Origin of the sequence: Cohnella soli (assembly GCF_042655525.1) — a bacterium.
GTDB lineage: Bacteria > Bacillota > Bacilli > Paenibacillales > Paenibacillaceae > Cohnella > Cohnella soli.
Genome location: NZ_JBHSMI010000028.1, coordinates 760,404 through 777,211 on the forward strand (window position 1 = coordinate 760,404; position 16,808 = coordinate 777,211).

Here is a 16,808-nt window from a genome sequence, read left to right on the forward strand (position 1 = left end):
TTTACGTCGAAAGCACCCGTAAGCGATGGCCTGAACAGGCCTTGCTTGCAGGTGCTTTTTTGTTGTCGCGCGTTTCTCCCGGGGCCGGACGGATGGATTGTTGATGGATGAGCGGTCTCATGCCGTGGGGAACATCTACGTGCCCTTTTATACACTATTCCGGCGCCGTCAACCGCTCCAATTGCTCCAAGTAGCGGTAAGAGTACGCGTCGGTCTGTCCGCACATTTCCTCGGAAGCTTGGAGGCTGCCGCAAAAGCAAGCAGTAACGACCAAACGTTCCGGATCTCCGGAAGAAACATTCATCTTGCCCAACCCGATATTGTCGGCGAAGAGAATCCGATCGTTTTGAAGCTTCGGTGAATACCATATCGTTCGGAAAATGTAAGAAGTACCCTTGGGTCAAAGCCAACCTCCCCCAAGGGTTTTTCTCGTTTTCCGCTCACGCAATTTTATCCGCGAACAACGATTGCATTTTTCAGAAAACGGCGTAACCTCCAAATCCGTCGAAGTTCCTTTTGGATGGCGTCAGAATTGAGTGCTGGAAACATGTAATGATTGCGCTCGTGCGGACAAGATTTCACGTTTCTCACGAGTTCCAATTCATCATTCATTTGTAAATTACGCGCCCTTTTTACCTCTCTAGGGAGTGTCAGGGGGCTGAAAAAACGCAATAGTCGCGAGACGCGGAGAGGTGTCGAAGGGAACCGTGCATATGATAAAATAAATGGATCGAATTTCTATTTTTACTGTTGGGGGAATTAACTTATGAATGAGTTCGAAATCGTCGTCGAAACGGAATCGCCTTGCCATTATCGCCGTGCGCTCGAAGTCGTATCGAGCAAATGGACTGTCCTTGTCTTCTATGAGCTTGAAGAAGAGAAGAAAAGATACAGCGACTTGAAGCGGCGGGTGGAAGGCGTGACCCAGAAAATGCTCACGCAGACGTTGCGTCAACTGGAACGCGATGGTCTGGTCGAGCGCTTCGTCTATCCGACGGTGCCTCCCACGGTAGAGTATGCGCTGACCGAGCTTGGGAAGTCGCTGATCGAGCCGATGAGGGTGCTTCACCGATGGACCGATGCGCATTACGACAGCGTGCTCGAAGCAAGGAAAGTGTTCGATCAGGCGAATGGGTGATTGACGGAGAGGAGATTCCCGCATGCTTGGGCTTGCCATATTATTCGGTTACGAGCTGCTAGGTTACGGTATCCATGAGTTTCTTGGCATGCCGTTGCCAGCAAACGTCATTGGCCTGATTTTATTGTTCGTCAGTTTGACAAGAGGGTGGGTAAAGCTCGAATGGATCGAGCAGCCCGCCCGTTTTTTGCTTCGGCACATGATGATTTTTTTCGCGCCGACGATCGTCGGCGTACTCGTTTTCGCGGACAGGCTTGGCGAGGAGTGGGTCGCGGTGACGGCGAGTTTGGCCGGCAGCGCGTTCGTCGTGTTGCTCGTAACCGGTTGGATGACGACGCGGCTGGCGAAAGAGGGGCGACGGGATGACGAAGCTTGATCTGATGGTGTCGTCGCCATTGTTCGGCGTTGCTTTGACGGTCGGGTTCTATGCGATCGCGCAACTGCTCAACAGACGCTGGACTTGGTTGCATCCGCTGTTCTTGACCGCGGGTGGAATGATCGTCTTCTTGGCGTTGACCGGTATTCCATATGCGGACTATAAGGCGGGCGGAGATATTGTCGGCTTCTTTCTCGGCCCGGCGACCGTTGCTTTGGCGGTGCCGCTCTACGAATCGATGAAGCGGCTGAAAGGCAAAGTGCGCGCGGTAATCGTCGGCGTGACGGTCGGTTCGGCCAGCGGCATGCTGGCCGTCTACCTGCTGACGTTGGTGCTGGGCGCGTCGCGCGACACGCTGCTGTCCATGCTGCCGAAGTCGGCAACGTCGCCGATCGCAATCGAGCTTGCCCGCCAACTGGGCGGCACGCCGGAGCTCGGCGGCGTTTTCGCCGTGTTGACTGGCCTGCTCGGCAGCATGCTGGGCCCAGCGTTTTTGCGTTTCGCGCGAGTGAGAAGCGACATCGGCATCGGCACGGCTGTAGGCACCGCTTCACACGGAATCGGGACGGCGCGGCTGATTCGGGAATCGGTGGCGCAGGGTGGCATCAGCGGCTTTGCGATGAGCTTGTCGAGCATCATTACGCCGATACTATGCATCCCGGTTCAATGGTGGCTCTAACGACCGGTCATTCCCGGCATATCGACTTATAGCCTTCAGCCTGCTTTTCGACGTTTCCGAGCATTTCGCTCTCGTTTACGGATTCCGAGCGAACGTCCGGCTCGTCGCTGCGGTCTTGGGGTTTGATCGGCGGATCGAGAAATTGATTGTTTTCGGTCATCGGTCAGTCTCCTTGCAATGGGATTGATTTCCGAAAAATTATTCGCAAAAGGTACGCGCTTTATGCACGAACGCGGACGTTTCGCTTAACCCGTCGCCACACAAGCTTTCGGCTTGGCGTTCGCGGCGGTTTTTATGTGGGAATCAACTAGATTCCTCGCGTCATTGCAGCCGCGAGCCAGTATATGCCGAGGGAAGATGCGAATCCGCAATCAGGTTTGACCTGACTACGGTGTGATGAATCCCTGATTGCGAAGCTGTAACTGGGTTTGACCTGACTGTAGGACGAAGAAACGTAGAGTGCGAAGGTGTAACTGGGTTTGGCCTGACTGCAGCATGCAGAAGCGTAGAGTGCGAAGCTGTAACTGGGTTTGACCCGCAAGCCGGAATCTCGCGCCTCCCGAGACTTCGGCTTTTTTCACATGCGCTGCTCCCGCCACCGCTTGCGGTAGACGAGTGGCGTACAGGATTCTCGCTCGCGGAACAAGTTGATGAAGTGGCTGACGTTGTCGATGCCGACGTCGGCGGCGATTTCCGCGACGGGCATGTCGGAATAGCGCAGCCGTTCCTTCGCCCGGGTGATTCGCACGTTGATGAGATACTCGTTCGGCGAAAATCCGGTATAACGCTTAAACGCCTTCGACAAGGCGTATTTATCAACGGCGAACGCGGCCGATACGTCGTCCAGCGTCAACTTTTCGGCGAACCTGCGGTCGTACAAGCGGATGACGTCCCGCACGACGGACGGGATGCCGACCTCCGGCGTGTCCCGTTGCTGGACCGCGAGCAGCAGCTCCGTCAGCACGTCGACGATCAGCCGCGAGCCGCGAAGCTCGGTTTCGATCGTGCGCATGCGATGCAGCTCCACGAGCTCTATCAGCAATTCCGGGATGCGCGAGCCCTCAGCCAGCGTCAGTACGGGACTGCCCTCCGTCGCGAAACGGTCGTAATAAGCCCGCGACGAGCTGCCGTCGAAATGGAGCCACACGATCTCCCAGGGCTCTTCCGATTCGGTGCGGTAATACTGGTATTTTCGGCAGTCAATATAGAAGATCTGACCCGGCGACAACCGATAGGATCGGTCCCCGTACACGAGAGTACCCGATCCGCCCGCCGAATACACGACCAAGTAGGAGTCCAGATTTTCGCGCTCGGTGTAGTACGAAGAACGGGCCCGGAACACCCCCGCCTCCTGCGCGTAATAAAGCGACGATTTCGCGAACGCGGAAGGCGTCGCCATGATCCTCACCGAATCGTCCGACCAATCGTAGGACGCTTTCTCCCGATATTTTCGCACTCGCAGCCGCCCTCCTCGCTATGCAAGATTCTATGATTTTCAACCAAGATCATTGGATGTCTTCCGGATTGAAAGCATTTACAATCGAAGCATAGAACCATTATTCCATAGAACGAAGAGGTGGTAAACATGACGAATCCGACGAATCTCGATCCGATCAAACCTTACCGCAAGGCGAGAATCGGCTTATACAGCGTTGGCCTTCAAGCTTATTGGGAGCAGTTTCCGGGGCTTCGGGAGCGGTTGATCGAGTACGGCAATTTTATCGAGAAAAAAATGCAATGGGCGGAGGTATTCAATTACGGTCTCGTCGATACCGAGGCGGAAGGCCGGAAAGCCGGGGAGTGGCTGAACGCGAACAACGTCGACTTGGTGTTCTGCCACGCGGCGACCTATTCGACGAGCTCGACCGTGCTTCCGGTGCATCAGGCGTGCAAGGCCCCGGTCGTGTTTCTGAATCTGCAGCCAGCCGATCGGATCGACTACGAGCGGACGACGACGGGCGAATGGCTCGCCCATTGCGGCGCGTGTCCGGTGCCGGAGTTCGCGAACGTGTTCAATCGCGCGCGCATTCCGTTTCGCGTCGTGAACGGCATGCTGGGCCTGGATTATACGCCTGCGATATCGCTTACGAACGAGAAGACGAACGACAGGCCGGAAGCGATCCGGGCCTGGAGGGAAATCGAGGAATGGATTCGCGCCGCTTCCGTGTCCCGCACGCTGCGAACGAGCCGGTTCGGTTTCCTTGGCAACACGTACAGCGGCATGCTCGACATGTACAGCGATTTTACGATGATTCAAGCGCAAACCGGCCTGCACGTCGAAGTGCTGGAAATGTGCGATCTTGACCGGATGCTGAGAGACGTGACGCCGCAAGAGGTTAAGCAAAAGCTCGAAGAGATTCATGGCATGTTCCGGATCAGCGGAGACTCGCCTTCCGATCCGATCGCGCGCAAGCCGACCGACGAACAGCTCGATTGGTCGTGCAGGGTGGCGGCGGCGCAAGAGAGGCTCGTTCGCGAGTACGACCTCGACGCGCTCAGCTACTATTATCACGGCGCTCCTGGCGGGGAATACGAGAAGCTGCAAGGCGGCTTTATCGTCGGACACTCGCTGCTTACGGCGCGAGGCATCCCTTGCTCGGGCGAAGGCGATCTGAAGACGGCGGTCGCGATGAAAATTTGCGATATCCTCGGCACGGGCGGCAGCTTCTGCGAAATCGTCGTCACGGACTATGTCGACGGGACGATTTTACTCGGTCATGACGGTCCGTTCCATATCGCCATCTCCGAGGGTCAGCCGGTTCTCCGCGGGATGGGACTTTACCACGGCAAGCAAGGCACGGGCGTGTCCGTCGAGGCGAAGGTGAAAACGGGCCCGATCACGACGCTGAACGTGACGCAGACCGGGGACGGGAAGCTGAAGCTGATCATCAGCGAGGCGGAATCGACAGACGGACCGATCATGCGCATCGGCAACACGCAGACGCCGGTGAAGTTCAGGATGCATCCGGACGACTACATGGCCAAGTGGTTCGCCGAGGCGCCGACGCATCATTGCGCGATGTCGATCGGGCACAACGGCTCTTTGTTCGCCAAGGTCGGAGAATTAATGGAATTGAATTATGTTACGATAGGAGAAAGATAAGAACGAAAGCGGGGAGTCGCGTGTACCGAGCATCCGCACCATCCGCATCATCCGCACCATCCAATACCGGTCCGGCCTCGGCGCCGACCGCCGCGCGTCGCCGGTCGCGTATCGCCGCCGTCGCGGCGATCGCTATGCTGCTTGCGTTCGCGTTGCTTGCGGCGTCATGCGGCTCCGCATCGGATAAGCAGTTCGAACTCATTTATTCGCTGGAGAAAGAAACGAAAGCTCCGGGTCCTGCCGGCTCTCCCGGACAGCCGCAACCGACGGCCGGCCCGCTCAAGCCGTACAAAATCGCTTTCGTGCCGAAGGGCACGGAGCTCAACGATTATTTCAAGTATGCGGCCGAGGGGGCGCTGGAAGCCGGGCGAAGCCTCGGCGCCAACGTCATCGTCGCCGGTTCGAAAACGGCGGACGCCGACCTTCAGATCGCCGCGGTGGAGAAACTGATCGCGGACAAGGTCGACCTGATCGCGATTTCGGCCAACGACCCCGTCAAGCTCGTGCCGGTGCTTCGCGAGGCGAAGAACAAAGGCATCAAAGTCATCACTTGGGATGCGGATACGGAGCCGCAGGGCAGGCAGTTTTTCGTGAACATGGTCGACCCCGAAGTGCTCGGGAGGCATTTGCTCGATACGCTGGCGCTCGCCGTCGGGGAGAAGGGCAACTACGCGATCATGACGGGTTCTTTTGCCGCGGCCAACCTGAACGAATGGCTGAAATGGATCCATATCCAGCAGAAGGAGTATTATCCGGACTTGAACCTCGTGGCGACGGTCGCGACGGACGACGATCTCCAGACGGCGCACGAAGTCGCCAAACGGCTGCTTGCGGACTATCCGGATCTCGACGGCATTCTCGGCAATTCGTCGGTCGGCCCGCCGGGAGCGGCGAAGGCGGTGCGGGAAGCGGGCAAGTCGGGCAAGGTGAAGGTCGTCGGTCTGTCCAATCCGAACCTGATGCGGCCTTTCCTCCACGACGGGTCGGCGCAAATCTCCACGCTGTGGAGTCCGAAGAAGCTCGGCTTCCTCACGATCGTGCTCGCGAGCGATTATTTGAACGGCAAGCTGCCGGCGGACGGCGATGAAGTGGAAGGCGTCGGGAACATTAGGGTGAACGGGGATATGGTCATTATGGGCGAGCCTCTCGATTTTACGCCGGACAACGTGGATCAGTATGATTTTTAGAAAATGGCGCGGATTGAAATTCCGCAACTACCCGCTCGTGTACAAGCTGATCGTCACGTATATTTTGCTGACCGTCTTGCCGATGGCGCTGCTCGTCTACTTGTCTTACACCCAATATGCCCGCTCGGTCGAGGAGCAAATCGGCGAATACATGCCCAAGTTCCTGTACCAGGCGAACGCCGACATCGAGAAACACATCAAGGAACTGACGACGCTCCCGGAAATGCTTTTTAACTCGGAAAACATTTTGAGCATCCTTAGGCGCGAGTCGTACGCAAGAAGGTCTGATCTGAACAAGGACCAATACAACATGAACAGCTATTTGGCCCGGACGTATACGAACGGCAGGAACGCCGACGTGTTCGGCGTTTTCGTCCTGTCGAACGATCGCGTCTTCTACAGCTCGAAGGCGGGTTTCAAGGAATCGGGTTGGGCGGAGACGATCAAGGAATACGCCCTTGGCGGAGAGAAAGAGGATCAAGCTTCGTCCGGCATCCTCCTTCCCGCCGACTTGAAGCTGCACCTCGACAGCGATATTCCGCACGTGTTCATTCGCAAACCGATCAATGATAACGATAACCGCAGGACGCTCGGCACGATGCTGATCGCCGTCGATCTGACGTTCATCGGGGACATCGTGCGCAATTTCGAGACGAACGAGCGTGCCGACCTTTGGGTCATGGAGCCGTCCGGTCGAATCGTCTACCATACGAACCGGGCGCTCATCGGTACGGTCGATCCGGATCGAAGCCGTTATCCCGTTCTGAACGGCAGCTTCCGCAAAAAGGTCGACGGGGAGCCGGCGAAGCTCGTCAGCGCCAACCAGACGGACAAGCTTGGCTGGATACTCGTACACAGCATTCCGCTTCGCGACTTGACGCAGCGGGCCGATCTCGTCCGCAACGTGACCGTTTTCGTCTTCGTCGCGATCGTGATCGCCGCGTCTCTCATCGCGGTCGTCATTGCGTATAATATGACCCGTCCGCTTAAGAAGCTTAGCGGGCTCATGAAGACGGTCGAGAGGGGAGATTTCCAGGTCGACCTCAAGGTACAGAGCGGCGACGAGGTCGGCACGCTCGCCCGAAGCTTCAACTCGATGATCGCGACGATCCGGGAGCTGATCGAGAAAAACTATCAGATCGAGATCCGGCAGAAGGAAGCCGAGCTGTACGCGCTGCAATCGCAAATCAATCCGCACTTCATGTACAATACGCTGGAGACGATCGGCATGGCGGTCGAGGAAGGAGATACCGGGCAGGTCGTCGACATGGTCACGCTGCTCGGGCGCATGCTGCGTTTCTCCGTATCCAGCCAATCGAAATCGGTGACGATCGCGGAAGAAGTGCAGCACGTGAAGGATTATTTGACGATCCAGAAGTTCCGCTTCGAGGATCGCGTGCATTTCGATATCGCGCAGATGATGGATGACCGGGACTTGCAGACTTTTTACACGCCGAAATTTATCCTGCAACCGATCGTCGAGAACGCGATCAAGTACGGTCTCGAGACGCGCAAGGCGCTCGATCTGCATATCGCGGTCACGGAGGAATTCGGCGCGAGATCCGGCAAGCGCGACGTCGTGCTGCGCGTCCGCGACAACGGTCCGGGCATCGCTCCGGATCGGTTGGAGGAGCTCGAGCAATCGCTCAAGAAAATCAGCTTCGAGGGACGGGATTCCCATTTCGGGCTGATCAACGTAAACGCCCGCATCGTCATGATGCATGGCACCGATTACGGCTTGCAGCTGCACAGCATCGTGGACAAAGGAACCGAAGTGACCATTCGCATACCGAAAATCCGGGGAGAGGAGCTGCCCCATGCAGAAAATAAAAACGCTGATCGTGGATGACGAAGCCCGTATCCGGCGCGGCATCGAGCGGCTCGTCCTGAGCTGCGGCGAGGAATGGGAAGTCGTCGCGACCGCGAGCGACGGCTTGGAGGCGCTCGCGTTGTTCGAGGAGGCCGATGGCGACGTCGACCTGCTGATCACGGACGTGAAGATGCCCGAGATGGACGGACTGACCTTGATTAAGGAGGCGAAGAAGCGCTATTCTTTCTATCCGCTTCTCATCAGCGGCTACGACGATTTCGCTTACTTGCAAACCGCGCTGCGCGAAGGGGCGCTCGACTACTTGCTCAAGCCCGTCGATCGCGAGCAATTCCGTCAGCGCATGGCGGAAATCGCCCAAACGATCGACAGCGGACGCTACCAAAGGCACAAAAAAGGCGAGATGGAGCGCGGCGAGAAAAAGCTCGTGCAGACGAAGCAGACTCAGACGCTCAGTTACATCGCTTCGATGGATATCGATACGAGCGCGCTCGGCTACTGGGTGGACGAATTTCCGAAGGGGTCGTACACGCTGCTCGACGCGCGCATCGATACGATGCCGGTAAAATCGCGAAGCTACAAGCCGAACGACTGGAAAGCGTATTATTACGCGCTTGAGAATATATTGGGCGAGCTGATCGGCGATTACGCGGCGTCCGGCAGGCAGGGATGGAGCTGGCGCGGCGGCGAATCGGACTTCTGGGCGCTGCTGTACCGGCCGGCCGAAGATACGGAAGGCGAGGAAGATTGGGAGGCGGAGGCGGGCCGGATGGCCGAGCGAATCCGATCCGCCATCGGGCGGTTCACCCCGTTTACCGTATCGGTCTCTTACGGAGAGCCGATCGAGGACTTGTATTTGCTTCCGGAGGCGAAGCGCCGGGCGATCGGGCTGATGAACTACCGTTTTCTGTACGGAGGCAATCGGACTTTCGGTCCGACTTTCGCGCCGGAGGCCGGTCCGGGAATCGCGGGCAAGGAGCTGTCGGCCGTCGGACAGAAGCTGAAGCGCGCGGTCGAGCAAGGAAACGCGGAGCTGGCGGACGAGCAAGTGAAGTCGTTGTTCGAGCTGCTCGAGAAGTCCGACTCGCCGGCGTTCCTGCAATCGGCGGTGCAAAATGCGCTCGTGCTCGTCCACTCCGCGGGACTTGAGAGTGCGCCGGGCATTTCGGACGCCGCGCCGATCGAAGAGGAACTGGCGCGGGTCGGAAAAGCGGCAAACCTGAACGAGCTCAAGATGCGCGTGAAGCAAGCGACGGACGCGGTCGTCGGCCATATCGTCCGCTCGCGCGAGAGCGGCAACATAAAGCCGGTCGAGCTGGCGAAAACTTGGATCAAGGAGCATCTCGAGCAAGAGGTCACGATCAAGAAAATCGCCGACCGCGTCTTCATGAACCCGACGTACTTCAGCGAAGTGTTCAAGCTGCAAACCGGGGAGACGGTGCTCGATTACTTGACCCGTCAACGCATGGAGCGGGCGAAGGAACTGCTCGCGGATCCCAAGCCGAAGCTGCAGGAGGTTTCGGTTAAGGTCGGATACCAGGACGTCAAATATTTCGGCAGGCTGTTCAAGCAATGGACGGGACTCACCCCGTCGAAGTATCGGGAAAGATTACATGGAGGCGGTGACGGCAGTGGAAACGAGCAATGAGAGCAATGCGGTCGGTGCGAACGCGTCTGGCAACATGAGCAATAAGTTCGCTTGGACGTGGAGGGTCAAGGAAGAGTGCCTGGAGGAGTACGTGGCGATGCATTTGGATCCGTGGCCGGACATTATGGAGGAGCATCGTCGCGCCGGCATCCGCAACTACTCGATTTTCCAGAACGGCAACCAATTCTTCTATTGCTTCGAGTGCGACGACATCGAAGCCGCGTTCCGCTATATTGACGAAAGCGATGAGTGCAAGCGGTGGAACGAGATCACCTCGAAGATGGTCGAGGGCTCGTTCGATTTCTCGGAGGCGGAGCCGATCAAGCCGATGCGGGAAGTGTTTTACTTAAAGTGATTCGCGTTTTATGTCCAAGAGGCAGTCTTCCACGGTTCTAATAGAACCCGGAGGGCTGCCTCTTTTTTCGCAATGTCCGAAAGTTCTCCCCCCTACCCGAAAGCTGTCGCCTATTGACGTCGCCCGTTCGCCTGTATCTTTAATTTATCGGTTTTGGATATTTAAGAGATAGACAGGGAGGAGAGCGGAGATGGCGGAATCCGAATACGTGCTCGAGCTGAAGGGCATTACGAAAATATTTCCCGGCGTCAAGGCGCTTGACGACGTTTACTTCAAGCTGAAGCGCGGAGAGATCCATGCCTTGATGGGCGAGAACGGAGCTGGGAAATCGACCTTCATCAAGGTCATTACCGGCGTTCACGCTCCCGAAGAGGGCGAAATGTTCCTGAACGGCCGGAAGGTCGACTTCACGCACCCGACGGACGCGCAGAAAGCGGGCATCGCGGCGATCTATCAGCACGTTACCAATTACCCGGACCTGACGGTCACGGAAAATATTTTCATGGGTCACGAGAAAGTGCAACGAGGCACGGGACGCATCAAGTGGAGCGAAATGCATCAAGAGGCGGGGAAACTGCTCAAGGAGCTGGGAGCAAGCTTCAGTCCTAAGACGCTGATGGGCGCGCTGAGCGTCGCCGAGCAGCAAATCGTGGAAATCGCGAAGGCGCTGTCCGTGGACGCGAAAATCATCATCATGGACGAACCGACGGCGGCGCTTACGAAAAACGAGAGCGAAGAGCTGTACCGGATCTCGGAACGGCTGCGGGATAACGGGGCGTCGATCATTTTCATCTCCCACCGATTCGAAGATATGTACCGGCTGGCGAGTATGGTCACGGTATTCAGAGATTCGAAATATATCGGCACATGGAACGTGAACGAGATTTCGAACAACGATCTGATCGTCGCGATGGTCGGACGCGAAATCTCGCAGCTGTTTCCGAAGAAGGAAGCGCGGATCGGCGAGGAACTGCTGCGCGTCGAAGGGCTCGGCAAAACCGGTTACTTCGGCGATGTCGGCTTTACGTTGAGAAGAGGCGAGATTCTCGGCCTGACCGGTCTCGTCGGCGCGGGACGGACGGAAGTGTGCCAGACGCTCGTCGGCGTCGAGAAGTTCGACAAGGGCAAAGTGATCTATAAAGGCAAGGAGCTGAAAGTGCGAGGGCCGCGCGAAGCGCTGCGGCACGGCATCGGTTACTTGCCGGAGGACCGGCAGAAGCAAGGGCTCGTGCTGCAATGGAGCATCGGCCGCAACATCACGCTGCCGACGCTCGAGAAGTACGCCAAGAGCGGCGCGATCAACACTCGTAAGGAGCTCGATATCGCCAAGCGGCTCGCGGAGAAGGTCAGCGTTAAGGCGAAGAGCGTGTTCGATCTTGTCAGCTCGTTGTCCGGCGGCAACCAGCAGAAGGTCGTGTTCGCGAAGCTGCTGACCGCCGAACTTGACGTGCTCATTCTCGACGAACCGACGAAAGGCGTCGACGTCGGAGCGAAATCGGCGATCTACGAAATGATCAGCGATCTTGCGGTCGCGGGCTACGGCATCATTCTCGTCTCTTCCGAGATGCCGGAAATCATCGGCATGTGCGATCGGGTCGCGGTCATGCGCGAAGGCCGGATTACGGCGACGCTCGACCGCAAGGGCCTGACGCAAGAAGCGATCCTGCAGGCGTCCATGGACGACTCGGGAACGCGCGACCACGCGGCAAGGGGGGCGAGAGCATGAGCGCTCATGCGCAATCGGTTAAACAGGCCGAACAAGTAGTTAACGGCGGGCGTTCCATGAGCGCCTTTATCGCGAAATTCAGAGAATTGGGTTTGTTGGCGTTCATCGTCATCCTTGCGGTCGGCGTGCAAATTCGCAATCATAGCTTCCTGACGTGGGAAAACTTGACCGACATCGCCACGAACACGGCCATTCTAAGCATTCTGGCCGTCGGCATGATGCTCGTTATCATTACGCGGGGAATCGACTTATCCATCGGCGCGACGCTCGCGTTCGCCGGCATGGTCGCCGCGCTCACCGTCAAGCATAATCCGGGCCTTCATCCCGTTGCCGCCGTGCTCGTCGGCGTCGGCATCGGCATCGGGTGCGGACTCGTCATCGGCTTTCTCGTATCGTGGATGAAAATCCTGCCGATCATCGCCACGCTCGGCATCATGAACGTGTTTCGCGGATTTACGTTCGAGGCGAGCGGAGGGAAATGGGTCAGTGCGCACCAGATGCCGGCAAGCTTCAAGGGCATCGCGACCGGCTCCTTCCTCGGCATCAACAATTTGATATTGATCGCTATCGTCATCTATATCGTCGCTTATTATTTCGTCAGCCATACGCGAACCGGCCGCCGCATCTACGCGATCGGAAGCAATCCGGATTCGGCGGAGGTAAGCGGCATTCGCACGGGCCGAATCCTGATGCTCGTATACACGATCATGGGGGGCTTGGCCGGACTCGCGGGCGTGCTGTGGGTATCGAAGTTCGCTTCTGCGCAAGGGGATACGGCCTCCGGCTACGAGATGAGCGTCATCGCGGCCTGCGTGCTTGGCGGCGTCAGCATCGCGGGCGGCGTCGGTAAAATTTCCGGCATCCTGCTCGGCTCGATTCTGCTCGGCATTCTGAACAACGCGCTGCCGATGATCAACGTGTCCGCGTTCTGGCAGATGTTCATTCAAGGCGCGATCATTCTCATCGCTGTGCTGGTCAACGCGCTCGTGAAGCGGGGCATCGACCGCAATAACCTGATGAGGAGGAAAATCTAAGCCATGGAACAGAGAGTGCTAACGAACAAAAAAGAGTTTTCGGCCAAGAGCTTTATCCTCCAATGGGAATGGCTGCTCGTCGCCCTGATCGTCTCCGTGTTCGTCATGAACGCCAATTTGTCCGAGTATTTTCTCGATTACGATAACCTGCGCGATGCCACGATGGGTTTCCTCGACAAAGCGTTCATCGTGCTGCCGATGGTATTCATCATCATGATGGGCGACATCGACATTTCCGTCGCCTCGATCGTCGCGTTGTCATCGGTCGTAATGGGCGACCTGTACAACCACGGGGTGCCGATGCCGCTAGCGATGGCGATCAGCTTGGCCGTCGGAACGTTATGCGGTTGGATCAACGGCATGCTCATCGTCAGGTACAAGGAGCTGTCGGCGGTTATCGTGACGCTGGCGACGATGACGATCTACCGGGGCATCGCCTACATTTTGCTGAAAGATCAATCGGTCGGCAAGTTCCCGAGCTGGTTCAAGTTCCTCGGCTGGGATTACGTCGGAACGATTCCTTTCATTCTGATCGCTTTCGCCGTTTTCGCGATCGGCTTCTGGTTCTTGCTTCACAAGACGCCGTTCGGCAGAAGGGTATATGCGATCGGGAACAACCCGACCGCGGCCCGATACTCCGGCGTTCGCGTGGACCGGATCAAAATCGTCGTGTTCACGCTCGCCGGGTTCATGTCCGCGGTGACGGCGCTATTCCTGACGTCGCGGATGGGCAGCACTCGACCGAATATCGCGACCGGCTACGAGCTGGAAGTGATCACGATGGTCGTACTCGGAGGCATCAGCACGGCCGGCGGCAAAGGCCGGATGCTCGGCGCGATTCTCGCGGTGTTCTTGATCGGGTTTCTGCGCTACGGTCTCGGCCTCGTCAACGTATCGGCGCAAATGATGCTCATCATCATCGGCGGCTTGCTGATCGTCTCGGTCGCCATCCCGCAGCTGAAAGGCCGGTTCGCTTTCAAGCGAAAGGCTTAACCCGTCCTATTATCGTTACATCACGGTTGCCTTGCCGTTTTGTATATTGCTTTAATGCAGTTCATTACAAATCAAGGGTCAATTAAGGGAGGAAAAGAAATTGAAAAAGTTTCTGGTTACTTGCCTTGCCGTCGTCATGCTGATGACCGTTCTCGCCGCGTGCGGCAGCAACGACAGCAACAAAAACGGAAGCTCCGCAAGCCCGCAAGCGAGCAACGCCGCTTCGCCTTCCGCCGATAACGGCGCGAAGAAGAAATTCGCCATTATTTTCAAAAATACCGGCAACCCATACGGCGAGAAGGAAATGGAAGGCTACAAGAAAGCGGTCGAAGAGCTCGGTTACGAGGCGATCTTGAAAGCGCCGGACCAACCGACGGCGGAAGCGCAAATCGCCATGATCGAAGAGCTGATCTCCCAGAAGGTCGACGCGCTCGCGATCGTCGCGAACGATCCGGATGCGCTGCAGCCGGCGCTGGAAAAAGCGATGAAAGCCGGAATCAAAGTGTTGTCCCTCGACTCCGCGGTTAACGCGCAAAGCCGTCTCGTGCATGTAAACCAAGCGGATCCCGAGCGCATCGGCCGCACGCTGATCCAAGGCGTAACGGAAATGATCGGCGGCTCCGGCGAAATCGCGATCCTGAGCGCGACTTCCCAAGCGACGAATCAAAACCTGTGGATCGAATGGATGAAAAAAGAGCTCGAAGATCCGAAGTACGCGAACGTGAAATTGGTGAAAGTGGCCTACGGCGACGATCTTCGCGACAAGAGCGTATCCGAAACGGAAGCGTTGCTGAAATCGTATCCGAACCTGAAGGGCATTATCGCTCCGACGACCGTAGGCATCGCGGCTGCGGGCAAAGTATTGACGGACAAAGGCCTCAAAGGCAAAGTGCAGTTGACGGGTCTCGGCTTGCCGAGCGAAATGGCCGAGTACATCGAAAGCGGCGTATGCCCGTGGATGTACCTGTGGAATCCGCTTGACGTCGGTTACCTGTCCGGCTACGCTGCCGATGCTCTCGTGAAAGGCACGATCACCGGCAAAGTCGGCGACAAAGTCACGGCCGGCACGCTCGGCGAGAAAGAAGTCATCGCGGACGGAGAAGGCACGCAGATCATGCTCGGCGATCCGTTCAAATTCGACGCTTCCAACATCGCGGAGTGGAAAGCCGTCTATTAATCGGCTGACCGGATAGAAAAGGGAGCCGTTCCGAAGATCTGTCCAGATCTAAGGAACGGCTTTTTCTGCTGTGAGGGCGTGTAAGCGATTGCTCGATTTCTCTTGTCTAACGATGTCGATTGTGGCATATTAACAAACGACGCATATTCATTTATCCAACATAAGAGGAGAGTCATCATTACGATGCGACGCGAAATCGGAGTTCATGAAAGACCGCCGCTTGGCAAGAGTACGATGCTTAGCTTACAGCATTTGTTCGCGATGTTCGGCTCGACGGTGCTCGTGCCGTCTTTACTGGGCGTAGATCCTTCGATCTGCTTGCTCATGAACGGAATCGGCACGCTGCTTTATATTCTGATCACGAAAGGCAAAATCCCTGCGTATCTCGGCTCCAGCTTTGCTTTCATCGGCCCGGCGACCGCTGTCATTACCGAACATGCCGCTCCCGACGCGGGCTACTCGGCTGCGCTCGGCGGTTTTATCGTCGCCGGACTCGTGTTCACGGTCGTTGCTCTGGTCATCCAGAAAGCCGGAACGAACTGGATTCACGTCATTTTCCCGCCGGCCGCGATGGGCGCGATCGTCGCCGTTATCGGGCTTGAACTTATCCCGGTCGCCGCGCGGATGTCGGGTTGGATCTCCGACGGCAAGCCGGAATGGCACCCCGATTTCAATACGATTTTCGTCTCGACCGCGACCGCCCTGATTACCGTTCTCGGTTCCGTGCTGTTCCGGGGCTTCGCGCGCATCATTCCGGTGCTGATAGGGATCGCGTCCGGCTACGTCATCGCATGGCTATTCGGCATGACGAAATTCGCGGACGTGAAGGCGAGCTCGTGGTTCGACGCGCCGACGTTCACGACTCCTTCCTTCGAATTGACTGCCATCCTAACCATTTTACCCGCGGCGCTCGTCGTCATCGTCGAACACGTCGGGCACTTGATCGTAACGGGCAATATCGTGGGCAAAGACTTGTCCAAGGATCCGGGCCTCAGCCGCTCGCTTCTCGGCAACGGCTTGTCGACGATGCTGTCCGGCTTCGTCGGCTCCACGCCGAACACGACCTACGGCGAAAACATCGGCGTTCTCGCGATCACGCGCGTATACTCGACGTTCGTCATCGGCGGCGCGGCCGTCTTCGCGATCGTCTTGAGCTTCATCGGCAAGTTTTCCGCGCTCGTCTCGGGCATCCCGCAGCCGGTCATGGGAGGCGTTTCGCTGCTCTTGTTCGGCGTCATCGCGGCATCCGGTTTGCGCATGCTCGTCGAATCGAAGGTCGACTACAGCAAGCCGACGAACATGTTCTTGACGACCGTCGTTCTCGTGACCGGGTTGTCGGGCGTCGCGATCAAAATCGGCAACTTCTCGATTTCCGGCATGGCACTCGCAACCATCGTCGCCATCGTGCTCAGCCTGCTGTTCAAGCTGTTCGAGGTAACGGGACTGTCGAACGACGACGAGAAAACGGCGCACTGAAGCAATGAAATGCGCGAAAAAGAGGCGAAACCGTACACCGCGTACGGTTTCGCCTCTTTTGGTTTGCTGTTGCGATGTTTTTCATCGC

The 16,808-nt window shown here is 57.3% G+C and carries 16 protein-coding genes; 13 read left to right on the forward strand and 3 right to left on the reverse strand.

Annotation, left to right across the window (positions count from 1 at the left end; all coding sequences use genetic code 11):
- Nucleotides 1–154: 154 nt before the first annotated feature.
- Nucleotides 155–304 carry a hypothetical protein gene (locus tag ACFPOF_RS19210; RefSeq protein WP_378135555.1) on the reverse strand — a complete coding sequence of 50 codons (150 nt, stop codon included), beginning with the start codon at nt 302–304 and terminating at the stop codon, nt 155–157.
- Nucleotides 305–766: 462 nt separating this feature from the next.
- Here ACFPOF_RS19210 and ACFPOF_RS19215 point away from each other — a divergent pair, with 462 nt between their 5' ends.
- The 3 genes from ACFPOF_RS19215 to ACFPOF_RS19225 are packed head-to-tail and all read left to right on the forward strand — an operon-like array spanning nt 767 to nt 2,193.
- A complete protein-coding gene (locus ACFPOF_RS19215; RefSeq protein ID WP_378135557.1) occupies nt 767–1,138 on the forward strand; it encodes a winged helix-turn-helix transcriptional regulator in 372 nt (123 codons plus the stop codon).
- A gap of 22 nt (nt 1,139–1,160) precedes the next feature.
- Nucleotides 1,161–1,514 (forward strand): CidA/LrgA family protein, encoded by a 354-nt coding sequence (locus tag ACFPOF_RS19220; RefSeq protein ID WP_378135559.1) that lies wholly within the window; start codon nt 1,161–1,163, stop codon nt 1,512–1,514.
- Complete coding sequence (locus ACFPOF_RS19225) at nt 1,501–2,193, forward strand: LrgB family protein (protein WP_378135561.1); 693 nt, start codon at nt 1,501–1,503, stop codon at nt 2,191–2,193. Before ACFPOF_RS19220 ends, ACFPOF_RS19225 begins: the two co-directional genes overlap by 14 nt.
- A gap of 7 nt (nt 2,194–2,200) precedes the next feature.
- Here the strand turns inward: ACFPOF_RS19225 and ACFPOF_RS19230 are convergent, their stop codons facing one another.
- On the reverse strand, nt 2,201–2,353 hold the full coding sequence (locus ACFPOF_RS19230; protein WP_378135563.1) for a hypothetical protein: 153 nt from the start codon (nt 2,351–2,353) through the stop codon (nt 2,201–2,203).
- 417 nt (nt 2,354–2,770) lie between these two features.
- A complete protein-coding gene (locus ACFPOF_RS19235; RefSeq protein ID WP_378135565.1) occupies nt 2,771–3,649 on the reverse strand; it encodes a helix-turn-helix domain-containing protein in 879 nt (292 codons plus the stop codon).
- A 129-nt stretch (nt 3,650–3,778) separates the two neighbouring features.
- Between ACFPOF_RS19235 and ACFPOF_RS19240 the strand changes: the two genes are divergently transcribed.
- The 10 genes from ACFPOF_RS19240 (at nt 3,779) to uraA (ending at nt 16,720) form a co-directional block, all read left to right on the forward strand.
- Entirely contained in the window at nt 3,779–5,296 is a 1,518-nt protein-coding gene (locus tag ACFPOF_RS19240) for an arabinose isomerase (RefSeq protein ID WP_378135567.1), read from the forward strand.
- Between the two features lie 20 nt (nt 5,297–5,316).
- Nucleotides 5,317–6,483: an autoinducer 2 ABC transporter substrate-binding protein gene (locus tag ACFPOF_RS19245; RefSeq protein WP_378135569.1), complete on the forward strand. Its 1,167-nt coding sequence runs from the start codon at nt 5,317–5,319 to the stop codon at nt 6,481–6,483.
- Entirely contained in the window at nt 6,473–8,332 is a 1,860-nt protein-coding gene (locus tag ACFPOF_RS19250; protein WP_378135571.1) for a cache domain-containing sensor histidine kinase, read from the forward strand. The genes ACFPOF_RS19245 and ACFPOF_RS19250 overlap by 11 nt, the downstream gene beginning before the upstream one ends.
- Nucleotides 8,301–9,959, forward strand: a complete 1,659-nt coding sequence (locus ACFPOF_RS19255; protein ID WP_378135573.1) for a response regulator transcription factor — start codon at nt 8,301–8,303, stop codon at nt 9,957–9,959. The genes ACFPOF_RS19250 and ACFPOF_RS19255 overlap by 32 nt, the downstream gene beginning before the upstream one ends.
- Nucleotides 9,943–10,314 (forward strand): L-rhamnose mutarotase, encoded by a 372-nt coding sequence (locus ACFPOF_RS19260; RefSeq protein WP_378135575.1) that lies wholly within the window; start codon nt 9,943–9,945, stop codon nt 10,312–10,314. The genes ACFPOF_RS19255 and ACFPOF_RS19260 overlap by 17 nt, the downstream gene beginning before the upstream one ends.
- A gap of 190 nt (nt 10,315–10,504) precedes the next feature.
- On the forward strand, nt 10,505–12,040 hold the full coding sequence (locus ACFPOF_RS19265) for a sugar ABC transporter ATP-binding protein (protein WP_378135577.1): 1,536 nt from the start codon (nt 10,505–10,507) through the stop codon (nt 12,038–12,040).
- Complete coding sequence (locus ACFPOF_RS19270) at nt 12,037–13,074, forward strand: ABC transporter permease (protein ID WP_378135579.1); 1,038 nt, start codon at nt 12,037–12,039, stop codon at nt 13,072–13,074. The genes ACFPOF_RS19265 and ACFPOF_RS19270 overlap by 4 nt, the downstream gene beginning before the upstream one ends.
- Before the next feature lie 3 nt (nt 13,075–13,077).
- Nucleotides 13,078–14,067, forward strand: coding sequence for an ABC transporter permease (locus tag ACFPOF_RS19275; protein ID WP_378135581.1), 990 nt, complete (start codon nt 13,078–13,080; stop codon nt 14,065–14,067).
- Nucleotides 14,068–14,167: 100 nt separating this feature from the next.
- On the forward strand, nt 14,168–15,244 hold the full coding sequence (gene rhaS, locus ACFPOF_RS19280) for a rhamnose ABC transporter substrate-binding protein (protein ID WP_378135583.1): 1,077 nt from the start codon (nt 14,168–14,170) through the stop codon (nt 15,242–15,244).
- A gap of 183 nt (nt 15,245–15,427) precedes the next feature.
- Nucleotides 15,428–16,720 (forward strand): uracil permease, encoded by a 1,293-nt coding sequence (gene uraA, locus ACFPOF_RS19285; RefSeq protein ID WP_378135585.1) that lies wholly within the window; start codon nt 15,428–15,430, stop codon nt 16,718–16,720.
- Nucleotides 16,721–16,808 lie beyond the last annotated feature (88 nt).

Bases quoted from the DNA above. Each gene is read 5' to 3' on its own strand.
- ACFPOF_RS19210 (WP_378135555.1), bottom strand. From the start codon at position 304: ATGAATGTTTCTTCCGGAGATCCGGAACGTTTGGTCGTTACTGCTTGC.
- ACFPOF_RS19215 (WP_378135557.1), top strand. From the start codon at position 767: ATGAATGAGTTCGAAATCGTCGTCGAAACGGAATCGCCTTGCCATTAT.
- ACFPOF_RS19220 (WP_378135559.1), top strand. From the start codon at position 1,161: ATGCTTGGGCTTGCCATATTATTCGGTTACGAGCTGCTAGGTTACGGT.
- ACFPOF_RS19225 (WP_378135561.1), top strand. From the start codon at position 1,501: ATGACGAAGCTTGATCTGATGGTGTCGTCGCCATTGTTCGGCGTTGCT.
- ACFPOF_RS19230 (WP_378135563.1), bottom strand. From the start codon at position 2,353: ATGACCGAAAACAATCAATTTCTCGATCCGCCGATCAAACCCCAAGAC.
- ACFPOF_RS19240 (WP_378135567.1), top strand. From the start codon at position 3,779: ATGACGAATCCGACGAATCTCGATCCGATCAAACCTTACCGCAAGGCG.
- ACFPOF_RS19250 (WP_378135571.1), top strand. From the start codon at position 6,473: ATGATTTTTAGAAAATGGCGCGGATTGAAATTCCGCAACTACCCGCTC.
- ACFPOF_RS19255 (WP_378135573.1), top strand. From the start codon at position 8,301: ATGCAGAAAATAAAAACGCTGATCGTGGATGACGAAGCCCGTATCCGG.
- ACFPOF_RS19265 (WP_378135577.1), top strand. From the start codon at position 10,505: ATGGCGGAATCCGAATACGTGCTCGAGCTGAAGGGCATTACGAAAATA.
- ACFPOF_RS19270 (WP_378135579.1), top strand. From the start codon at position 12,037: ATGAGCGCTCATGCGCAATCGGTTAAACAGGCCGAACAAGTAGTTAAC.
- ACFPOF_RS19275 (WP_378135581.1), top strand. From the start codon at position 13,078: ATGGAACAGAGAGTGCTAACGAACAAAAAAGAGTTTTCGGCCAAGAGC.
- uraA (WP_378135585.1), top strand. From the start codon at position 15,428: ATGCGACGCGAAATCGGAGTTCATGAAAGACCGCCGCTTGGCAAGAGT.